This window comes from Brachybacterium sp. AOP43-C2-M15 (genome assembly GCF_052446295.1).
In the GTDB taxonomy this organism is placed as follows: domain Bacteria; phylum Actinomycetota; class Actinomycetes; order Actinomycetales; family Dermabacteraceae; genus Brachybacterium.
Genome location: NZ_JBQSWB010000005.1, coordinates 144630 through 160108, shown reverse-complemented (window position 1 = coordinate 160108; position 15479 = coordinate 144630). Strand labels below are relative to the sequence as shown.

General features: G+C 73.0%; 14 protein-coding genes. 1 reads left to right on the top strand and 13 read right to left on the bottom strand.

The features are described 5' to 3' along the window. From rimM to ACT3SP_RS07225, 10 genes are all read right to left on the bottom strand, one after another. On the bottom strand, positions 1 to 627 hold the full coding sequence (rimM, locus tag ACT3SP_RS07270) for a ribosome maturation factor RimM (RefSeq protein ID WP_444586595.1): 627 nt from the start codon (positions 625 to 627) through the stop codon (positions 1 to 3). Next, positions 624 to 1547, bottom strand: coding sequence for a hypothetical protein (locus tag ACT3SP_RS07265; RefSeq protein WP_444586594.1), 924 nt, complete (start codon positions 1545 to 1547; stop codon positions 624 to 626). The genes rimM and ACT3SP_RS07265 overlap by 4 nt, the downstream gene beginning before the upstream one ends. Positions 1548 to 1683: 136 nt before the next feature. Then, positions 1684 to 1926, bottom strand: a complete 243-nt coding sequence (locus ACT3SP_RS07260) for an RNA-binding protein (protein WP_444586593.1) — start codon at positions 1924 to 1926, stop codon at positions 1684 to 1686. Between the two features lies 1 nt (position 1927). Then, on the bottom strand, positions 1928 to 2416 hold the full coding sequence (rpsP, locus tag ACT3SP_RS07255; RefSeq protein ID WP_444586592.1) for a 30S ribosomal protein S16: 489 nt from the start codon (positions 2414 to 2416) through the stop codon (positions 1928 to 1930). Between the two features lie 204 nt (positions 2417 to 2620). Then, positions 2621 to 3988, bottom strand: coding sequence for an Nramp family divalent metal transporter (locus ACT3SP_RS07250; RefSeq protein ID WP_444586591.1), 1368 nt, complete (start codon positions 3986 to 3988; stop codon positions 2621 to 2623). Positions 3989 to 4121: 133 nt separating this feature from the next. Then, complete coding sequence (locus tag ACT3SP_RS07245) at positions 4122 to 5252, bottom strand: amidohydrolase family protein (protein ID WP_444586590.1); 1131 nt, start codon at positions 5250 to 5252, stop codon at positions 4122 to 4124. Positions 5253 to 5466: 214 nt separating this feature from the next. Beyond that, entirely contained in the window at positions 5467 to 7065 is a 1599-nt protein-coding gene (ffh, locus tag ACT3SP_RS07240; protein ID WP_444586589.1) for a signal recognition particle protein, read from the bottom strand. Between the two features lie 106 nt (positions 7066 to 7171). Beyond that, entirely contained in the window at positions 7172 to 9517 is a 2346-nt protein-coding gene (locus tag ACT3SP_RS07235; RefSeq protein ID WP_444586588.1) for an HD domain-containing protein, read from the bottom strand. Continuing rightward, positions 9507 to 9845 carry a P-II family nitrogen regulator gene (locus ACT3SP_RS07230; protein WP_444586587.1) on the bottom strand — a complete coding sequence of 113 codons (339 nt, stop codon included), beginning with the start codon at positions 9843 to 9845 and terminating at the stop codon, positions 9507 to 9509. The genes ACT3SP_RS07235 and ACT3SP_RS07230 overlap by 11 nt, the downstream gene beginning before the upstream one ends. Then, the gene (locus ACT3SP_RS07225; RefSeq protein WP_444586586.1) at positions 9842 to 11272 is read right to left on the bottom strand and encodes an ammonium transporter; all 1431 of its coding nucleotides are present in this window, start codon (positions 11270 to 11272) and stop codon (positions 9842 to 9844) included. The genes ACT3SP_RS07230 and ACT3SP_RS07225 overlap by 4 nt, the downstream gene beginning before the upstream one ends. Positions 11273 to 11642: 370 nt before the next feature. Here ACT3SP_RS07225 and ACT3SP_RS07220 point away from each other — a divergent pair, with 370 nt between their 5' ends. Continuing rightward, positions 11643 to 12995 carry an acetamidase/formamidase family protein gene (locus ACT3SP_RS07220; RefSeq protein ID WP_444586585.1) on the top strand — a complete coding sequence of 451 codons (1353 nt, stop codon included), beginning with the start codon at positions 11643 to 11645 and terminating at the stop codon, positions 12993 to 12995. A gap of 68 nt (positions 12996 to 13063) precedes the next feature. Here the strand turns inward: ACT3SP_RS07220 and ftsY are convergent, their stop codons facing one another. The 3 genes from ftsY to ndk form a co-directional block, all read right to left on the bottom strand. Then, positions 13064 to 14653: a signal recognition particle-docking protein FtsY gene (gene ftsY / locus ACT3SP_RS07215; RefSeq protein WP_444586584.1), complete on the bottom strand. Its 1590-nt coding sequence runs from the start codon at positions 14651 to 14653 to the stop codon at positions 13064 to 13066. Between the two features lie 99 nt (positions 14654 to 14752). Then, entirely contained in the window at positions 14753 to 14914 is a 162-nt protein-coding gene (locus ACT3SP_RS07210; protein WP_444586583.1) for a hypothetical protein, read from the bottom strand. 80 nt (positions 14915 to 14994) lie between these two features. Beyond that, a complete protein-coding gene (ndk, locus tag ACT3SP_RS07205) occupies positions 14995 to 15420 on the bottom strand; it encodes a nucleoside-diphosphate kinase (protein WP_444586582.1) in 426 nt (141 codons plus the stop codon). Positions 15421 to 15479 lie beyond the last annotated feature (59 nt).

Here is a 15479-nt window from a genome sequence, read left to right as displayed (position 1 = left end):
TCAGCGCTCCGTCGGCGACGTCGCGGAGGCGGATCCGGTCGCGCGGGCGGAGGTCCTCGGCGGGGCGGAGGTCTCGGGCTCGGGGCCCTGCTCGTCCGCGGGCAGCGCGTCGAACAGCCCTCCGGGAGGATCCGCGATCACCACCCCCGCCTCGAGATCGACCTCGGGCACGAGCTGTTCGACGAGCGGCAGCTGCACCCGACGGCGGTCCGCGGTGCGCACCAGCAGGAGGTCCTGCGCGGGATAGTGGTCGACGCCGACGACCGTGCCGAGCTCGCGTCCGTCCACGTGCCGGACCGCCAGTCCCTTCAGCTGCGAGGGGTACCAGGCGTCGGGGTCCTCGTCGGCCTCGACCTCGGCGTCGACCGCGATCACGAGATCGATGCCGCGCAGCGACTCGGCGTCGGTGCGGTCCGCGACCTCCTCGAAGTCCACGTACCAGCGGTCCTGCTGGCGCCGGGTGCGTTCGACGGTGAGGGTGCGGGACCGCCCGTCGGACTCCACCGCGAAGACGGTCCCGGGCTGCAGGCGCTCCTCGGGCAGGTCGGTGCGCAGGATCAGCGCGACCTCTCCGCGCAGGCCGTGGGCGCGACCGATGGTCGCGACGATGACGTCGAGCGTGCTCATGAGCGTCCTCCGTGGTCGGGATCGGTGCCGTGCTGGGCTTCGGTGCTGGGCTGGGCTTCGGTGCTGGGCTGGGCTTCGGTGCTGTGCTGGAGCGCGGCGCTCGCGCCGACGACGGCGCCGTCCTCCTGGTCGCCGGGCTCGGGCGCGGAGTATCCGGCCGCGTCGCAGGCGGCGCCGAGCTCGGTCAACGGCGACTGCAGCCCCTCGGACCAGGGCTCACCGGCCAGGGCGTCCTGGAAGGGCGTGCGCACCAGCTCGAGCGCCGAGCGCACCGCGTCGTCGTCCACCGCGGCGATCTCGGCGGCGAGCAGGTCGTCGGTGGCCTGCACGTCCTCCCTGCGGTCGGCGGGGACCTGCTGCGCGGTGCGGCCGACGAGCTTGAACATGTTCGAGGTCAGCACGTTGGCGTTGGCGAAATGGGTGAGGGTTCCGGGGGTGTCGAAGACGTCGGCGCAGACGAGCGCGGCGGGCTTGGTGCCGTCCTCGCCGGGGCCGGTGGCCCACAGCGCCGCCGCGGAGACGTCCCGGCACCCTCCGGCCACTGCCTCCCAGGCGGCGCGGAAGCCGTCCAGGTCGGCGGCGTCGCCCCGCTCGGGCTCGGTGCGGAACCAGTCCGACAGGGTGCTCGCGTCCTCGCGCAGCCCTGCCGGGGCGCCCTCGAAGACGCCGTCGATGTCGTCACCGGTCATGGTGTAGAAGTGCGGGTCGGACGGGCCGGCGTGGGGCGCCGTCCCGGCCCGGTCCAGCACCACGCGGGAGAGCGGGTCGGCGTAGTCGGGGTCGCCCCAGAAGGCGGTGCAGGAGGCGGAGAGCGCAGGATCCTCCGTCGCGGTGCGTGCGGCGCTCCCGCCGTCCGAGACCGCGGGGGGCGAGATCGGATCGGGCTCGCCCCCGAGCACGGAGCAGCCGCTCAGCAGCACCGTCGCCCCTGCTGCGACGGCGGCGAGGCGCAGCGGACCGCGTCCGCCCCGGCGGGGGGCGAAAAGCCAGGAGCGGTGCTGCCCGGGCCTCTCGGCCCGATCGGCAGCACCGCTCCAGTGAGTGGCTCGAGGCACCTCAGCGCCGGTCGACGTCGACGATGTCGACGCGCACGTCGTCATCCGACAGGGCCGCGGTGACCGTGCGCAGGGCACGGGCGGTGCGGCCGGAGCGCCCGATGACGCGACCGAGGTCGGCGGCGCCGACCCGGACCTCGAGCAGCGGACCCCGTCGCGTGGCCTTCTCGCTGACGTGCACGGCATCGGGATCATCCACGATGCCGCGGACGAGGTGGTCGAGTGCTTCGGCGCGGGCGCTCATCTCAGGCCTCGTCGGTCTTCGCGGCCTCGGCGTCCTCGGTGGACTCCCCCTCGGCGGGGGCCTCCTCGGAACCGGGCTCGACGACGTCGGCCGGCGCGGTGGACTCCTCGGACTCGCTCTTGGCCTTCTTCGCGCCGTCGCGGGACGCGGCGGCCGCCTTGTCGGCGTCGGCGATGAGCTCCTCGGCGGTCTTCTTCGACTCGGCGGACTTCAGCGAGCCGGCGGCGTCGCCCTCACCCTTGAACGTCGCCCAGTCACCGGTGACCTTGAGCAGGGCGGTGACCTGCTCGGTCGGCTGCGCGCCGACGCCGAGCCAGTACTGCGCACGCTCGGACCGGACCTCGATGAGGGAGGGGTTCTCGGTCGGGTGGTACTTGCCGATCTCCTCGATCACGGCGCCGTCGCGCTTCTTGCGCGAATCGGCGACGACGATGCGGTAGTACGGTGCACGGATCTTGCCCATGCGCTTCAGGCGGATCTTGACAGCCACGTGGGTGGACTCTCCTTCAGGGATGTTCGGGTGAGTCCCGCCGCAGCCTGTGGGGTCATGCGGGCGCTGACGGTTCTCTCGGTGTCGTGCACGGACAGGTAGAGGGCCGGTCCGGGCACATACAGGGCCTGATTATGCCAGGGATCCGCACCGGGGTTCCACCCACCCCGGTGTGCACCGGGGCACATGGGCGTGCGCGGCGCCTCAGCCGGAGAAGGCACCGATCAGCTCGCTGGCGCCGAGCACCACGAACAGCACGGTCACCGCGCCGAGCGCGAGGTTCGCCGCCGGTCCGTTGCGCCAGCGCCGCGGCATGTGACGGGAGTTCATCAGCACCAGCAGCGTGACGGCGAGGAAGGGCATGAAGAAGGAGCCGAGCACGCCATAGGCGATGATCACCTGCACCGGCTTGCCGAGCAGCAGCAGGAGCATCGGCGGCACGGTGAGCCACAGCACGTAGAAGCGGTAGTACTTCCCGCCGATGCGGCGGTCGGGGTGGCCCTCGTCCTTGCCGCGCACGTGCCCCCAGAAGTCCGCGAACATCACCGAGACGCCGTTCCACACCCCGAGCACGGAGGAGAACGAGGAGGCCCAGAAGCCGATCAGGAAGATCCAGCTGAACGCCGTGCCGTAGCGGTCGGCGAGCACGGTCGAGAGGTCCAGCAGCCCGCGGTCCCCCTCGTCGATCGCGACGCCGGAGGAGTACAGCAGCTCGGCGCCGACCACGAGCATGGCGACCACGAAGATGCCGGAGATGACGTAGGCCATGGCGTTGTCGATGCGCATGACCTTCATCCATCGAGGCGTGGACCAGCCCTTCTCGGTCAACCAGTAGCCGTAGGCGGCGAGGGTGATGGTGCCGCCGACGCCGCCGGCGATCGACAGCGTGTACACGAGCCCGCCGTCGGGGATGCGGGGCACCAGGCCGCCGACGACCTCGCCCAGGTTCGGGAGCGTGACCACGGCGGCGCCGACCACGGTGACGAACATGATCCCGACCAGCACGGCGACGATCTTCTCGAGCGCGTGGTAGCGCCCCAGCCAGACCAGGCCGGCGCCGATCAGACCCGTCGCGATCGCGTAGACGATGAAGGGCATCTCGGCGATCCAGCCGATGTCGCCGAGCACGGGCAGCTGCGGCACGAGAGCCGCGATCGGGAGGGCGGAAGCGCTCATGGCGGTCGCTCCGTACACGAAGCCCCAGATCATGATGTACGGGCCGAAGTACCAGGAGGTCCAGCGGCCCACACGTCGCCATCCCTCGAAGATCGAGTGGCCGGTGGCCAGGGTCCAGCGGCCGGCGCCCTCGACCAGAACGATCTTGATGATCACGCCGGCGACCGCGGCCCACAGCAGCGCGTAGCCGTACCTCGATCCGGCGACCAGGGTCGCCACGAGGTCACCGGCGCCGATCCCGGTCGCGGCGACGACCAGACCGGGGCCGATGAGCTTCCAGCGCGGTGGGGCGGTGTCCTGCACGTCGTCACGGGAGCTGTCCCCGGGTGCTGCCTCATCGGTGCGTCCGGCGGCGTGGGATGCGTGCGTTCGGTGCGCTTCGTCCTCGGAGTGCATGCCCCGACGGTAGCGCCTCGGCTCCGCTCGGGACCGGCGTCCGGCGGTGCGTCGGCGTGGCCCTCAGGCGTCGCGCGTCGCGCGTCAGGCCTCGGGCGTCAGACCTCGGGCCTCAGGCCTCAGGCCTCAGGCCTCAGGCGACGAGGGCGCCGCCGAGCACCACATGGCGCGGAGTGCGCAGCAGCCGGTGGTCGGTGCGCGGGTCCCCGGGCACCACGACCAGGTCCGCAGGGGCGCCGTCCTCGAGGCCGGGGACGCCGAGGAAGGCGCGCGGTGCCCACGCCGCGGCGTCGAGGATCGCCGTCCCGCTCAGCCCGGCGCGGGAGAGCTCGTCGAGCTCGTCGTGGATGATCCCGTGCCCGAGCACTCCCCCGGCGTCGGTCCCGACCAGCAGCCGCACGCCGGCGTCGTGGGCGTCGCGGGTGCGCTGGAAGCGCGCGGCCCGCAGCCGGCGCATGTGCGCCGCGTACGCCGGGAACTTCGCCTCCCCCTGGCTCGCATAGCTCTCGAACTCGTCGACGTTGACCAGGGTCGTGACCACGGGGACCCCGGCGCCGGCGACGCGGGCGATGGTCTCGTCGTCCAGACCGGTCGCGTGCTCGAGGCAGTCGAAGCCGGCGTCGAGGGCGAGCGGCAGCGTCTCCTCGTCGAAGGTGTGGGTGGTGATCCTGGCTCCGGCGGCGTGGGCCGCGCGGGCCGCTGCGGCGAAGTCCTCGCCGTCCCAGCAGGGCGAGAGGTCGCCGAGCTCCCGGTCGATCCAGTCCCCGACCAGCTTCACCCAGCCGTCGCCACGGCCGGCCTCGCGGGTCACGGCGGCAGGGAGCTCCGCCGGCTCCAGCTCGTCGGCGTAGCCGATCAGGTAGCGGCGGGTGCGGGCGAGGTGCCGCCCGCAGCGGATCAATCGCGGCAGATCCGCGTGCCGCTGCAGCGGTGAGGTGTCGATGATCGAGCCGGCGTCACGGATCAGCAGCACGCCGGTATCGCGGTCGGTGAGCGCCTGCTGCCGGGCCGTCGCCAGCGTGGTGCCCCCGCCCCCGTCGCCGATGCCGAGGTGGCAGTGCAGGTCCGCGAGCCCGGGGACGACCATGCCGTCGATCTCGCGGATCTCCGTGCCCACGCCCAGCTCGGGTCGCCGGTGGTGGATCCGCCCGTCCGCGACCCAGGCCTCGGCGATCTCCTGCTCCGGACCGAGCAGGATCGGCCCGCGCAGATGGAGGACCGGGGCGGGCTCGAGCGGGGCGGGAGCGGCATCGTCAGTGCTCATGGGGTCGAGCGTACTGGCCGGAGAGCGCCTGCTCGAGCCGGGGGACGCCCGTCACCGCTGCCCGCGCCACGTCGTTCCGGCCGGACCCACGGGCCCGATGCGGAGGGCAGGTCACCAGGGGGCGGAGCAGGGAGGAGGGTCCGCGCAGTGACGGCGGATCGGGGCAGGGAGGAGGGATCGGCAGGAGCACAGCGCCCCGCCGACCCCTGGCACGTCACTTCCCGCCGAGGAGCTTCTGCATCTCCGGCGGCAGCTGGCTGGGGTCGAAGTCGGACAGGTCCGGCTGTGCGCCCTGCTGGGCTCCGGCGCCGAAGGCGGAGCCGCCCTGGCCTCCGGTGCCGCCGCCCTCGGCCGCACGTCGGGCGGCTTCGGCCTGCTCGCGTGCGGCCTTGGCCGGATTCTTCGACTTGGACTTCTTGATCTGCTTCGGCGGGGCCTGCTTGCCGCGGGACTTCTTGCCCATCCCCATGCCCGGGCCGCCCGGCATCCCCGGCATGCCGCCTCCGGCCATGCCGCGCCCCATCGACTTCATCATCTGCTGCGCCTGCTTGAACCGCTCGAGCAGCTGGTTGATCTGCTGGACCGTGGTGCCGGAGCCCTTGGCGATGCGGTTGCGGCGCGAGCCGTTGAGGATCTTGGGGTTGCTGCGCTCCTCGGGCGTCATCGAGCGGATGATCGCCTCGACCCGACCGATCTCGGCCTCGTCGAAGTTGTCGAGCGCCTCGCGGTACTGCCCCATGTTCGGGAGCATCCCGAGCATCTTCTTGATGCTGCCCATGTTCTTGAGCTGCTGCATCTGGGTGAGGAAGTCATCGAGGGTGAAGTCCTCGCCGGAGGCCAGCTTCGCCGCGGCCTTCTCGGCCTCCTCCTGGTCGAAGGCCTTCTCCGCCTGCTCGATCAGGGTGAGCACATCACCCATGTCGAGGATGCGGTTCGCCATGCGGTCGGGGTGGAAGCGCTCGAAGTCGTCGACGCTCTCGCCGGTGGAGGCGAACAGGATCGGGCGCTGGGTGACGCCGGTGATCGACAGGGCGGCGCCGCCGCGGGCATCGCCGTCGAGCTTGGAGAGCACCACGCCGGTGAAGCCCACCCCGTCGCGGAAGGCCTCGGCCACGCGGGCGGCGTCCTGGCCGATCATGGCGTCGACCACGAACAGGGTCTCGTGGGGGGTGACGGCGTCGCGGATGTTCCGCGCCTGCTCCATCATCTCCTCGTCGATGCCGAGACGGCCGGCGGTGTCGACGATGACCACGTCATGCTGCTGGAACTGTGCGGTGGAGACGCCGTTCATCGCGACCAGCACCGGGTCGCCCACGCCGTTGCCGGGCTCGGGCGCGAACACGGGCACCCCGGCGCGCTCGCCGACGATCTGCAGCTGATTGACCGCGTTGGGGCGCTGGAGGTCGGAGGCGACCAGCAGCGGCGTGTGCCCCTCGTCCTTCATCCACTTCGCGAGCTTGCCGGCGAGGGTGGTCTTGCCGGCACCCTGGAGACCGGCGAGCATGATGACGGTGGGCGGGTTCTTCGCCCAGTGGAGCTCACCCGTGGCGCCGCCGAGCACCTCGACCAGCTCGTCGTTGACGATCTTGACGACCTGCTGGGCCGGGTTGAGCGCCTTGGAGACCTCTTCGCCGAGGGCTCGCTCGCGGACCCGGCCGGTGAAGTCGCGGACGACCGACACGGCGACGTCGGCGTCGAGCAGGGCACGGCGGATCTCGCGGATCGTCTTGTCGACGTCCGCCTCGGTGAGACGGCCATGGCCGCGAAGGCCCTTCAGCGACGCTGTGATGCGATCGGAGAGGTTGTTGAACACGAAGCGCTTCCCCTTGGTCGTACGGACCGCCCCAGTGTAGTGCGCCCGCCGCGGTCACCCCAGGGCGGGCGCTCCACCCCACAGGAGAGAACCCCCACCCCGGCCCTCAGGTGGCCGCGGCGTCCATCAGGCCCGCCACGATCCTGCCCACGGCGGGCGGGTCCAGCGCGCGGCCGTGCTGGTCGGTGAGGTAGAGGACGTCCACGGCGCGTCGCCCGAGGGTCATCACGTGGGCACTGCGCACCTGCAGCCCGTGCAGGGTGATCGTCTCGGCCAGATCGGCCAGCAGGCTGGGCCGGTTGCGTGCGTTGACCTGCACCACGGTCGCTTCGCTGGAGGCTCCGGGAAGCAGGGTCACCACCGGGGCGTCCTCGGTGGTGCGCGGCGGCGGGGCCGGCGGCAGCTCGAGCACGCGGGCGTCGGCCCGGTCCCGATGGGCGAGCTCGCGGTCCAGCGCCGAGCGCAGCACGGAGGGGTGCGGGAGATCCGCGGGGAGGCCCGCCACCCACCACGTGTTCACGGCGGTGCCGTCCAGGGTGCTGACCACCGCGCTGTGCACGTCCAGCCGCAGACGCACGAGGACCCGCGCCATGGCGGCGAAGACCCCGGCGCCGTCCGGGGCTCCCAGGCACAGCTGGGAGATCGGCTCGTCCTCGAACGGAGCCGGGTAGAGGACCTGGGCGCTTCCGCTGCGTCGGACGGCCTCGCGCACCGCCTCCTGGGCCGAGCGCTGCGGCGCGAGCCGCAGGCGCGGGGCGGAGGCCGTGCCGCGCAGGGCGTCCCGGGCGCGTTCGCTGAGATGGTCGACGAGGTCGGCGCGCCAGGTGGACCAGGCCGCGGGTCCGGCGGCGAGGGCGTCGGCCTCCGTGAGCGCACGCAGCAGCTCGAAGGTCTCGAGGTCGTCGTCGACCGCGCGCAGCAGGTCGCGCAGGGTGGTGGGGTCGGCGAGATCACGGCCGGTGGCCAGGCCGATGAGGGTGAGGTGCTCCCGCACCAGCGTCCCGATCACGCGCACGTCGGGCTCTTCGAAGCCCAGGTGCCGCGCCGCGGCCTCGGCGAGCGGAGCCCCCTCCGCGGCGTGGTCGCGGGCATCGGCGCGCTTGCCGAGATCGTGGAGGAGGGCGGTGATCAGCAGCAGGTCGGGGCGGCTGACCCGGGGCAGCATGCGCTGCGCCTCGAGGACCGTCTCGATCTGGTGCCTGTCCACCGTGAAGCGGTGCACCGCGGAGCGCTGGGGCCGGTTGCGCACCTCGGCCCAGCCCGGCATCCAGCGCTCGACGATCCCCTTCACGTCCAGGGCCTCGTAGACCTCCGCGAGGTGCTCCCCTGCGAGGGCGTCGACGAGCACATCGCGCTGCGCAGGGGACAGCGGTCCGGCCGGGGCCTGCGCCATCCTGGCCAGGGTCGCATCGGTCAGCGGCAGCCCGGTCGTCGCAGCATGGCGCACCGCCGCCAGGTCCCGCAGCGGGTCGCGCACGCGGGGGTCGACGGAGACCTCGCCGGCCTGGACCAGCACCCCGTGGCCGTGGCGCTGCATCGCGGGCCGACGCGCGGCGCCGGTCCCGTGGGTCCCCTGGCCGCCGGGGGCGATCGCGGCCTGGGCGGCCCGCACCGTCCGATGCAGCTCCCAGGTCACGGCGCGGGCCGCCTCGGCGAGCACCATGTGGTGCTCGTCGGCGGTGGAGTGACCGGTCAGCGCGGCGACGGCCTCCTGGTCGGCGCGGCGCAGCCTCGTGCCGGAGCCCCCGGTGACGGCCTGCAGGGCATCGCGGGCGTCCCGCAGGGTGCGCGCGGCGGCATCGACCACGGCATGGTCGTGATCGGCCAGCCAGCTCTCGGCGATCGCGCGGATCACGGTGATGTCCCGCAGTCCGCCGCGGTCCGACTTCAGGTTCGGTTCGGTGGAGTGCGCCAAGGACCCGTAGCGACGGGTGCGGTCCTCCGCCAGGTCCACCAGCTCCCCCGCCCGGCGCCGTGCCTCACGCCGCCACTGGGCGCGCACCCGCCCCGCGGCGTCCTCGACCAGGCTCTCGTCGCCCGCGACCGTGCGCAGGTCGAGCAGGGAGATCGCGGCGCGCAGGTCCGTCCCCGCGACCTGCTCGCACTCCTCGGGACTGCGCACCGAGTGGTCGAGCGAGGTGCCGGAGTCCCAGATCGGGTACCACAGCGCGGTGGCGAGCTGCGCGGAGCCCGCCTCGTCCACCTGCGCGGGGTCCAGCAGCAGCACCAGGTCGAGATCGCTCGCGGGGCCGAGGGACCGCCGGCCGAGGGAGCCGATGGCGGCCAGTGCCGCACCGGTCGCGGGAGCGCCGGCCCTCTCCCACAGCTCGCGCAGCCAGACGTCGACGAGGTCGGCCTGGGCACGGCGGCGGGAGGGACCGGCGGTGGGGTCCGCGAAGCCCTCGTGGAGCACCTGGGTGATCCGACGGGAGGAGAGCTCCTCAGAGGGCATCCGCCCCCCGTTCCCCCGTGCGCACGCGCACCACGGAGCCGACGTCGGTGGTCCAGATCTTGCCGTCGCCGATCCGTCCGGTGCGGGAGGCGGCGAGGATCAGATCGATGATCGACTCCTGGTCGTCCTCGAGGGCGAGCACCTCGAGCTTCAGCTTCGGGATGGTGTCGATCGTGTACTCCGCACCGCGGTAGACCTCGGTGTGGCCTCCCTGTCGACCGTAGCCGGCCACCTCGGTGACGGTGATCCCGGTGATCCCGTACTCACGCAGGGAGTCCGTGACCGCCTGCAGGGCGTGGGGCTGGATGATCGCGGTGATGAGCTTCATCGGGTCTCTCCTGTGGCGACGGGACGGGCGGTCTCCTCGGCACCGGAGGAGGCGGGCTCCGGGGCGTCGGGGGCCGAGGAGTGCGACTCCGGGACGGCGGGGGCCGGATTGCGCGGCTCCGTGCCGGAGTGGTCCAGCGGGAAGGAGCCGGGACCGGTCGGAGCCGTGCGCTCCCGTCGGGAGGCGAGAGCACCGCCCAGATCGTATCCGGACTCGGCGTGATGGGCGATGTCGATGCCGGCACGCTCGTCGGCCTCGGGGATCCTCCAGCCCATCGTGTACTTGAGCGCCAGGGCGATGACGGCCGTGAGCACGGCGGAGATCAGCATCGCGGCGACGGCGATCAGGATCTGGACCAGCAGCAGGCTCACGCCGCCGCCCAGCAGCAGCCCGCCGTCGGCGGCGAGGAAGCCGATTCCGATGGTGCCGACCAGGCCGCCCACCAGGTGCACACCGACCACGTCGAGGGAGTCGTCGATGCCGAAGCGGTACTTGAGGCCGACGGCGAGGGCACAGGCGAGGCCGGCCAGCAGGCCCAGGACGATCGAGGTGATCGGAGTGAGCGCGTCGGCGGCGGGGGTGATCGCCACCAGGCCCGCGACGATGCCGGAGGCCATGCCGAGGGACGTGACGTGGCGGTCGCGGATCCTCTCCACGAGCGCCCAGCCGAGCATCGCACCGGCGGTGGCGACGGTCGTGTTCACCCAGGCCAGACCGGCCGTGCCGTCGGCCGTGCCGGCGGAGCCGCCGTTGAAGCCGAACCAGCCGAACCACAGCAGCGCCGCGCCGAGCATCACCAGCGGCAGGTTGTGCGGCTTCATCGGCTCCTTGCCGAAGCCCTTGCGGGCACCGACGACCAGGGCGAGCACGAGACCCGCGACACCGGCGTTGATGTGCACCACGGTGCCGCCCGCGAAGTCGACGGGATCGGCGATGGCGGCGAAGGGTCCGTCATCGCTGAGCAGGCCGCCGCCCCAGACCATGTGCGCGATCGGGGCGTAGACCGCGAGGACCCACAGGGCGGCGAAGACCAGCCAGGTGCCGAGCTTGACGCGGTCGGCGATGGCACCGGAGATCAGGGCGGTGGAGATGATCGCGAAGGTCATCTGGAAGCCGGCGGCGACCAGGAAGGGGACGCCGCTCTCGGCGAGGATCGACTGCTCGTCGGTGCCGGACAGCCCGAAGAACTCCAGCGGGCTGCCGAACAGACCGCCGACGTCGGTGCCGAAGGCGATGGAGTAGCCGGCGACGGTCCAGGCGATCGCGACGACTGCGATGGCGCTGAAGGACATCAGCATCATGTTCAGCACGGTGCGGGCGCGCACCATGCCTCCGTAGAAGAGGGACAGGCCCGGGGTCATCAGCAGCACGAGCGCCGCGCTGGTGAGGATCCACGCTGTCGCCCCCGTGTCGAGGGTGAAGTCCATGTCGGCTCCAGTCAGAGGAGGGGCCGGCCCGTGACCGCCGGGAGGCGCTCAGGGTCCGTACGGCCTGGCAGGCCGTGATCCACATCGTGGGCGGGACGCCCCGTCCCGCCTAGGCCGGGAGGGGCCCGTGATCAATCCGTGACCGGGGTGACCGTTCCGCGGGACGCGGGCCGGGCGCTCGGGAGGCGCTCCTAGCGTCGAGGCCCTCGGCCACGACGCACCGGCGCACGACGCACCGGCGCCTGACGCACCGGGGACGGTCGCACCGCTCCCCCGCTCGCCGGCTCCGCCGTCCCGCCGTCCCGCCGTCCCGGACCGTGCGCACCGCCCGCACCATCCGGATCCCCGCCTCCGTCCCGGAAGGACACCCATGACCACCCCACCGCCCGGGGCGCATGCCGCCGCCGTCATCGAGCGCGGCATCGGCCGCCGTCGACTGATGCAGGTCAGCGCCGCCCTCGGGGCGAGCGCCGGACTGCTCAGCGCCTGCAGCTCGCCCTCCGCCCCTGCCGCTCCATCGCCCTCGCCGACCGCGGGGACGGGGCGGGTCCTGCAGCCCGGTGCCGGCAGCATCGACGGCGACCACTACCTGGGATCGGAGCCCGACTCGGTGCTGTGGGGCTATGTGCCCACCATCCACTCGACGCCGTCGCTGCAGATGGCCTCCGGCGAGACCGTGACCATCGACGCCGTCTCCCACGAGGGGATCCTCGAGGACCAGGGCAGGGATCCGCTGGCCTACTTCGCGGAGCACGGCGTGGCGGGCGAGGAGGTGCTCGAGGACGCGGTCGCGATCGCCGGGGAGTACGACCGCACCCCGCGGGACTTCGCGCTCGACGGACCGCACGTCGTCACCGGACCCGTCTTCGTGGAGGGCGCGATGCCCGGGGACGTGCTGAAGATCGAGACCCTCGAGGCGACCCCGCGGGTTCCCTACGGCGTGGTCTCCAGCCGACACGGCAAGGGCTCCCTGGCGGCGACCGCGGACGGCGGGGCGCCTCCAGGGATCACCGCGGAGCAGATCATGCCCCCGGCCTCCACCCGGGCGACCGACGATCCGGATCCGAGGCAGTGGGGCAACGTCTCGACCTTCACCCGCATCGAGGACGGCCAGGGGGTGATGGACTTCGGCGCGGGCTCCGTCCGGTTCCCGCTGCGTCCCTTCATGGGGATGATGGGGGTGGCGTTCTCCGAGGCGTCGGACCCGACCGATCCCTCCGCGAACTCGATCCCGCCCACCCTCGGCGGCGGGAACATCGACATCCGCCTGCTCGGCGAGGGATCCGCCTTCTACCTGCCCGTCCACACCGAGGGCGCTCTGTTCTACGTGGGAGACCCGCATCATGCGATGGGGGACGGCGAGGTCGCGCTGACCGCGATGGAGGGCTCTCTGCGCGGCACCTTCCGGCTCACGGTGTGCAAGGAGGGTGAGGGGGACGCCCCCGCGGTGGCGCACCGCTACCCCTTCGCCGAGACCGCGGACGCCTGGATCCCGATCGGGCTGTCGGATCCCGATGGGAGCGTCGACGAGCAGGTCAGCGATCTGGACGTCGCGATGCGGGTCGCCGTGGTCAACGCGCTCGACTTCCTCGAGCAGGACCTCGGCATGGACCGCCCGACGGCCTATGCGTACCTCTCGGCCGCCGCGGACTTCACGATCTCCCAGGTGGTGGACCGCACCGTCGGCGTCCACGGCGTGATCCCCAAGGCCCATTTCGGCTGACCTCGTCCCCGGATGACGGGGGCGGCGCACCTGGATCCGGTGCGCCGCCTCCTCGCGGCGGTGGAGGCTCAGGCGTCGAGCAGGGCGTCCACGAAGCCGTAGGGGTCGAAGGGCGTCAGGTCGTCCACGCCCTCGCCGAGCCCGACCATCTTGACCGGGACGCCGAGCTCGCGCTGGACGTTGACGACGATGCCGCCCTTGGCGGTGCCGTCGAGCTTCGTGAGCACGATGCCGGTGATCTGCACGGCCTCGGAGAAGACACGGGCCTGCTGCATGCCGTTCTGCCCGGTGGTGGCGTCGATGACCAGGAGGACCTCGGCGACCTCGTCGCCGTGCAGACCCTTCTCGGCGACCCGGCGCACCTTGCCGAGCTCGTCCATCAGGCCCTTCTTGTTCTGGAGGCGACCGGCCGTGTCGATGATGACCACGTCGGTCTCCTCCTCGATGCCCTCCTTGACCGCGTCGAAGGCGACGGCGGCAGGGTCGGCGCCGTCGCGATCCGAGCGGACGGTGTGCACGCCGACGCGGGAGCCCCAGGTGGCGAGCTGGTCCGCGGCGGCGGCGCGGAAGGTGTCCGCCGCTCCCAGCACCACGCTGCGCTCGGCGGCGACCAGGACGCGGGCGAGCTTGCCGACGGTGGTGGTCTTGCCGGTGCCGTTGACGCCGACCATGAGGATCACGGACGGCACCTCGGTGCCGTCCGGCGCCTCGCGGCGGCTGGCGGCGAGGCGGCGGTCCAGCTCGGGGTCCACCAGGGCCACGAGCTCCTCGCGCAGCGCGTCGCGCACCTTCTCGGCATCGTCCGTGCCCAGCACCTGGATGCGACGGCGGAGGTTCTCGAGCATCTCGTCGGTGGCGTCGGGGCCGAGGTCCGCCAGCAGCAGCGTCTCCTCGATCTCGTCCCAGGTGTCCTCGTCCACGCCGGCGCCCCGGGTGAGCAGGGTGAGGATCCCGCGGCCCAGGGCGCCGGAGCGGGCGAGGCGCTCGCGCAGGCGCACCATGCGGTCGGCGGGCGCCTCGGGGGTCTCGATCGCCGGTCCGGCGGGGGCGGTGACAGGTGCCTCGTCGGCGGGAGCGGCCTGCTCGACCGCTGCGGGCTCGGCGGGCGCGACGTCGGCGGGCGCAGGATCGGCGAGCGCCGAGTCGGCGGGCGCGGTGCCGGCGGAGGCGGTGTCGGCGGGCGCGGTGTCGGAAGAGGCGGTGTCGGCGGGCGCGGTGTCGACCGACGCGTCATCGGCCGTGTCGGGCCGCTCGTCCACGACCCCGGTCTCCGCGGCGGTCTCCTGGTCGAAGGGCACATCGGCCGAGGGGGCCTGAGCGGCCTGGGCCTCTGCCGGCCGGGTCGCACCTGGAGCAGCCTGCGGTCTCCGCGGGGCGTCCTCCGTCGGGGCGGAGGAGTCGCCCTCCGCAGCGGGCCTCGTCGGGGCGGAGAGGGTGTCGGCCCAGGTCGGTGCCGCCGGGCGGTCCTTGACCGCGGTCGCGGAGCGCGTGGTCCCGGCCCGGTCCCCGGTGGCGCTCTCGCCACCGCTCTCGCCGGTGGGATCCTCCGGGGGCTTGGTGCGGCCGCGGCTGCGGAGGTACGCCCAGGCGCCGGCGCCGATCACGAGGACGCCACCACCGCCGCCGGCGATCAGTGCGAGTAGGGCATCAGGATCCACGGGTCACCTCCGAGGTCGGGGAAGCCGACGATGCGGCGAGGACAGCTGCCAGTCTAGGCGGACGTTCCGAGCCGCTCCCCCACGGTGCCCGGCCCGAGCTCAGCGCCCGGTGCGCGAGGAGTGCCTGCGATCGACCGGCTCGTGCCCCTCCTCGTCCCGCCGACGGGAGAGGTTGGGCAGCGCGACCATGACCAGGATCCCCACCGCGAGCAGCACGGCGAAGAGCAGGAAGGCGATGACGACGACGAGACCCGGACCCATGTCCACATTGTGCACGCCCGCGGGGCGGTGGCGCCGCACCTCGCCGTGAGTCGCGCCTCATCTCCGCCGCGCCGACGCGGTCAGCCGAGCTCGGGGAACCAGATCCCGATCTCGCGGGCCGCGGACTCCTCGGAGTCGGAGCCGTGCACGAGGTTCTGGATCACGGGGAGGTCCTGCTCGCAGGCGAGGTCGCCGCGGATCGTGCCCGGGGCGGCCTCGGTGGGATTCGTGGCACCGGCGAGGGAGCGGAAGCCGGGGATCACGTTCACGCCCTCGGCGACGATCGCGACCAGGGGTGCGGCGCCCATGTACTCGACCAGGCCCGGGTAGAAGGGCTTGCCCTCGTGCTCCGCGTAGTGCGCGGCGAGCTCCTCGGCGGTGGCGGTGCGCTGGGCGAGCGCGACGATGTCGTAGCCCTTGGTCTCGATGCGGCGGATGATCTCCCCGCGCAGGCCGCGCTGGACGGCGTCGGGCTTGAGCAGGACGAGTGTGCGCTGTGCGGTCATGGCACCAGGGTACCCACCCTCCAGGGGGTCCCGGTCACCGGAGGCGGGTGCGGTCCCGG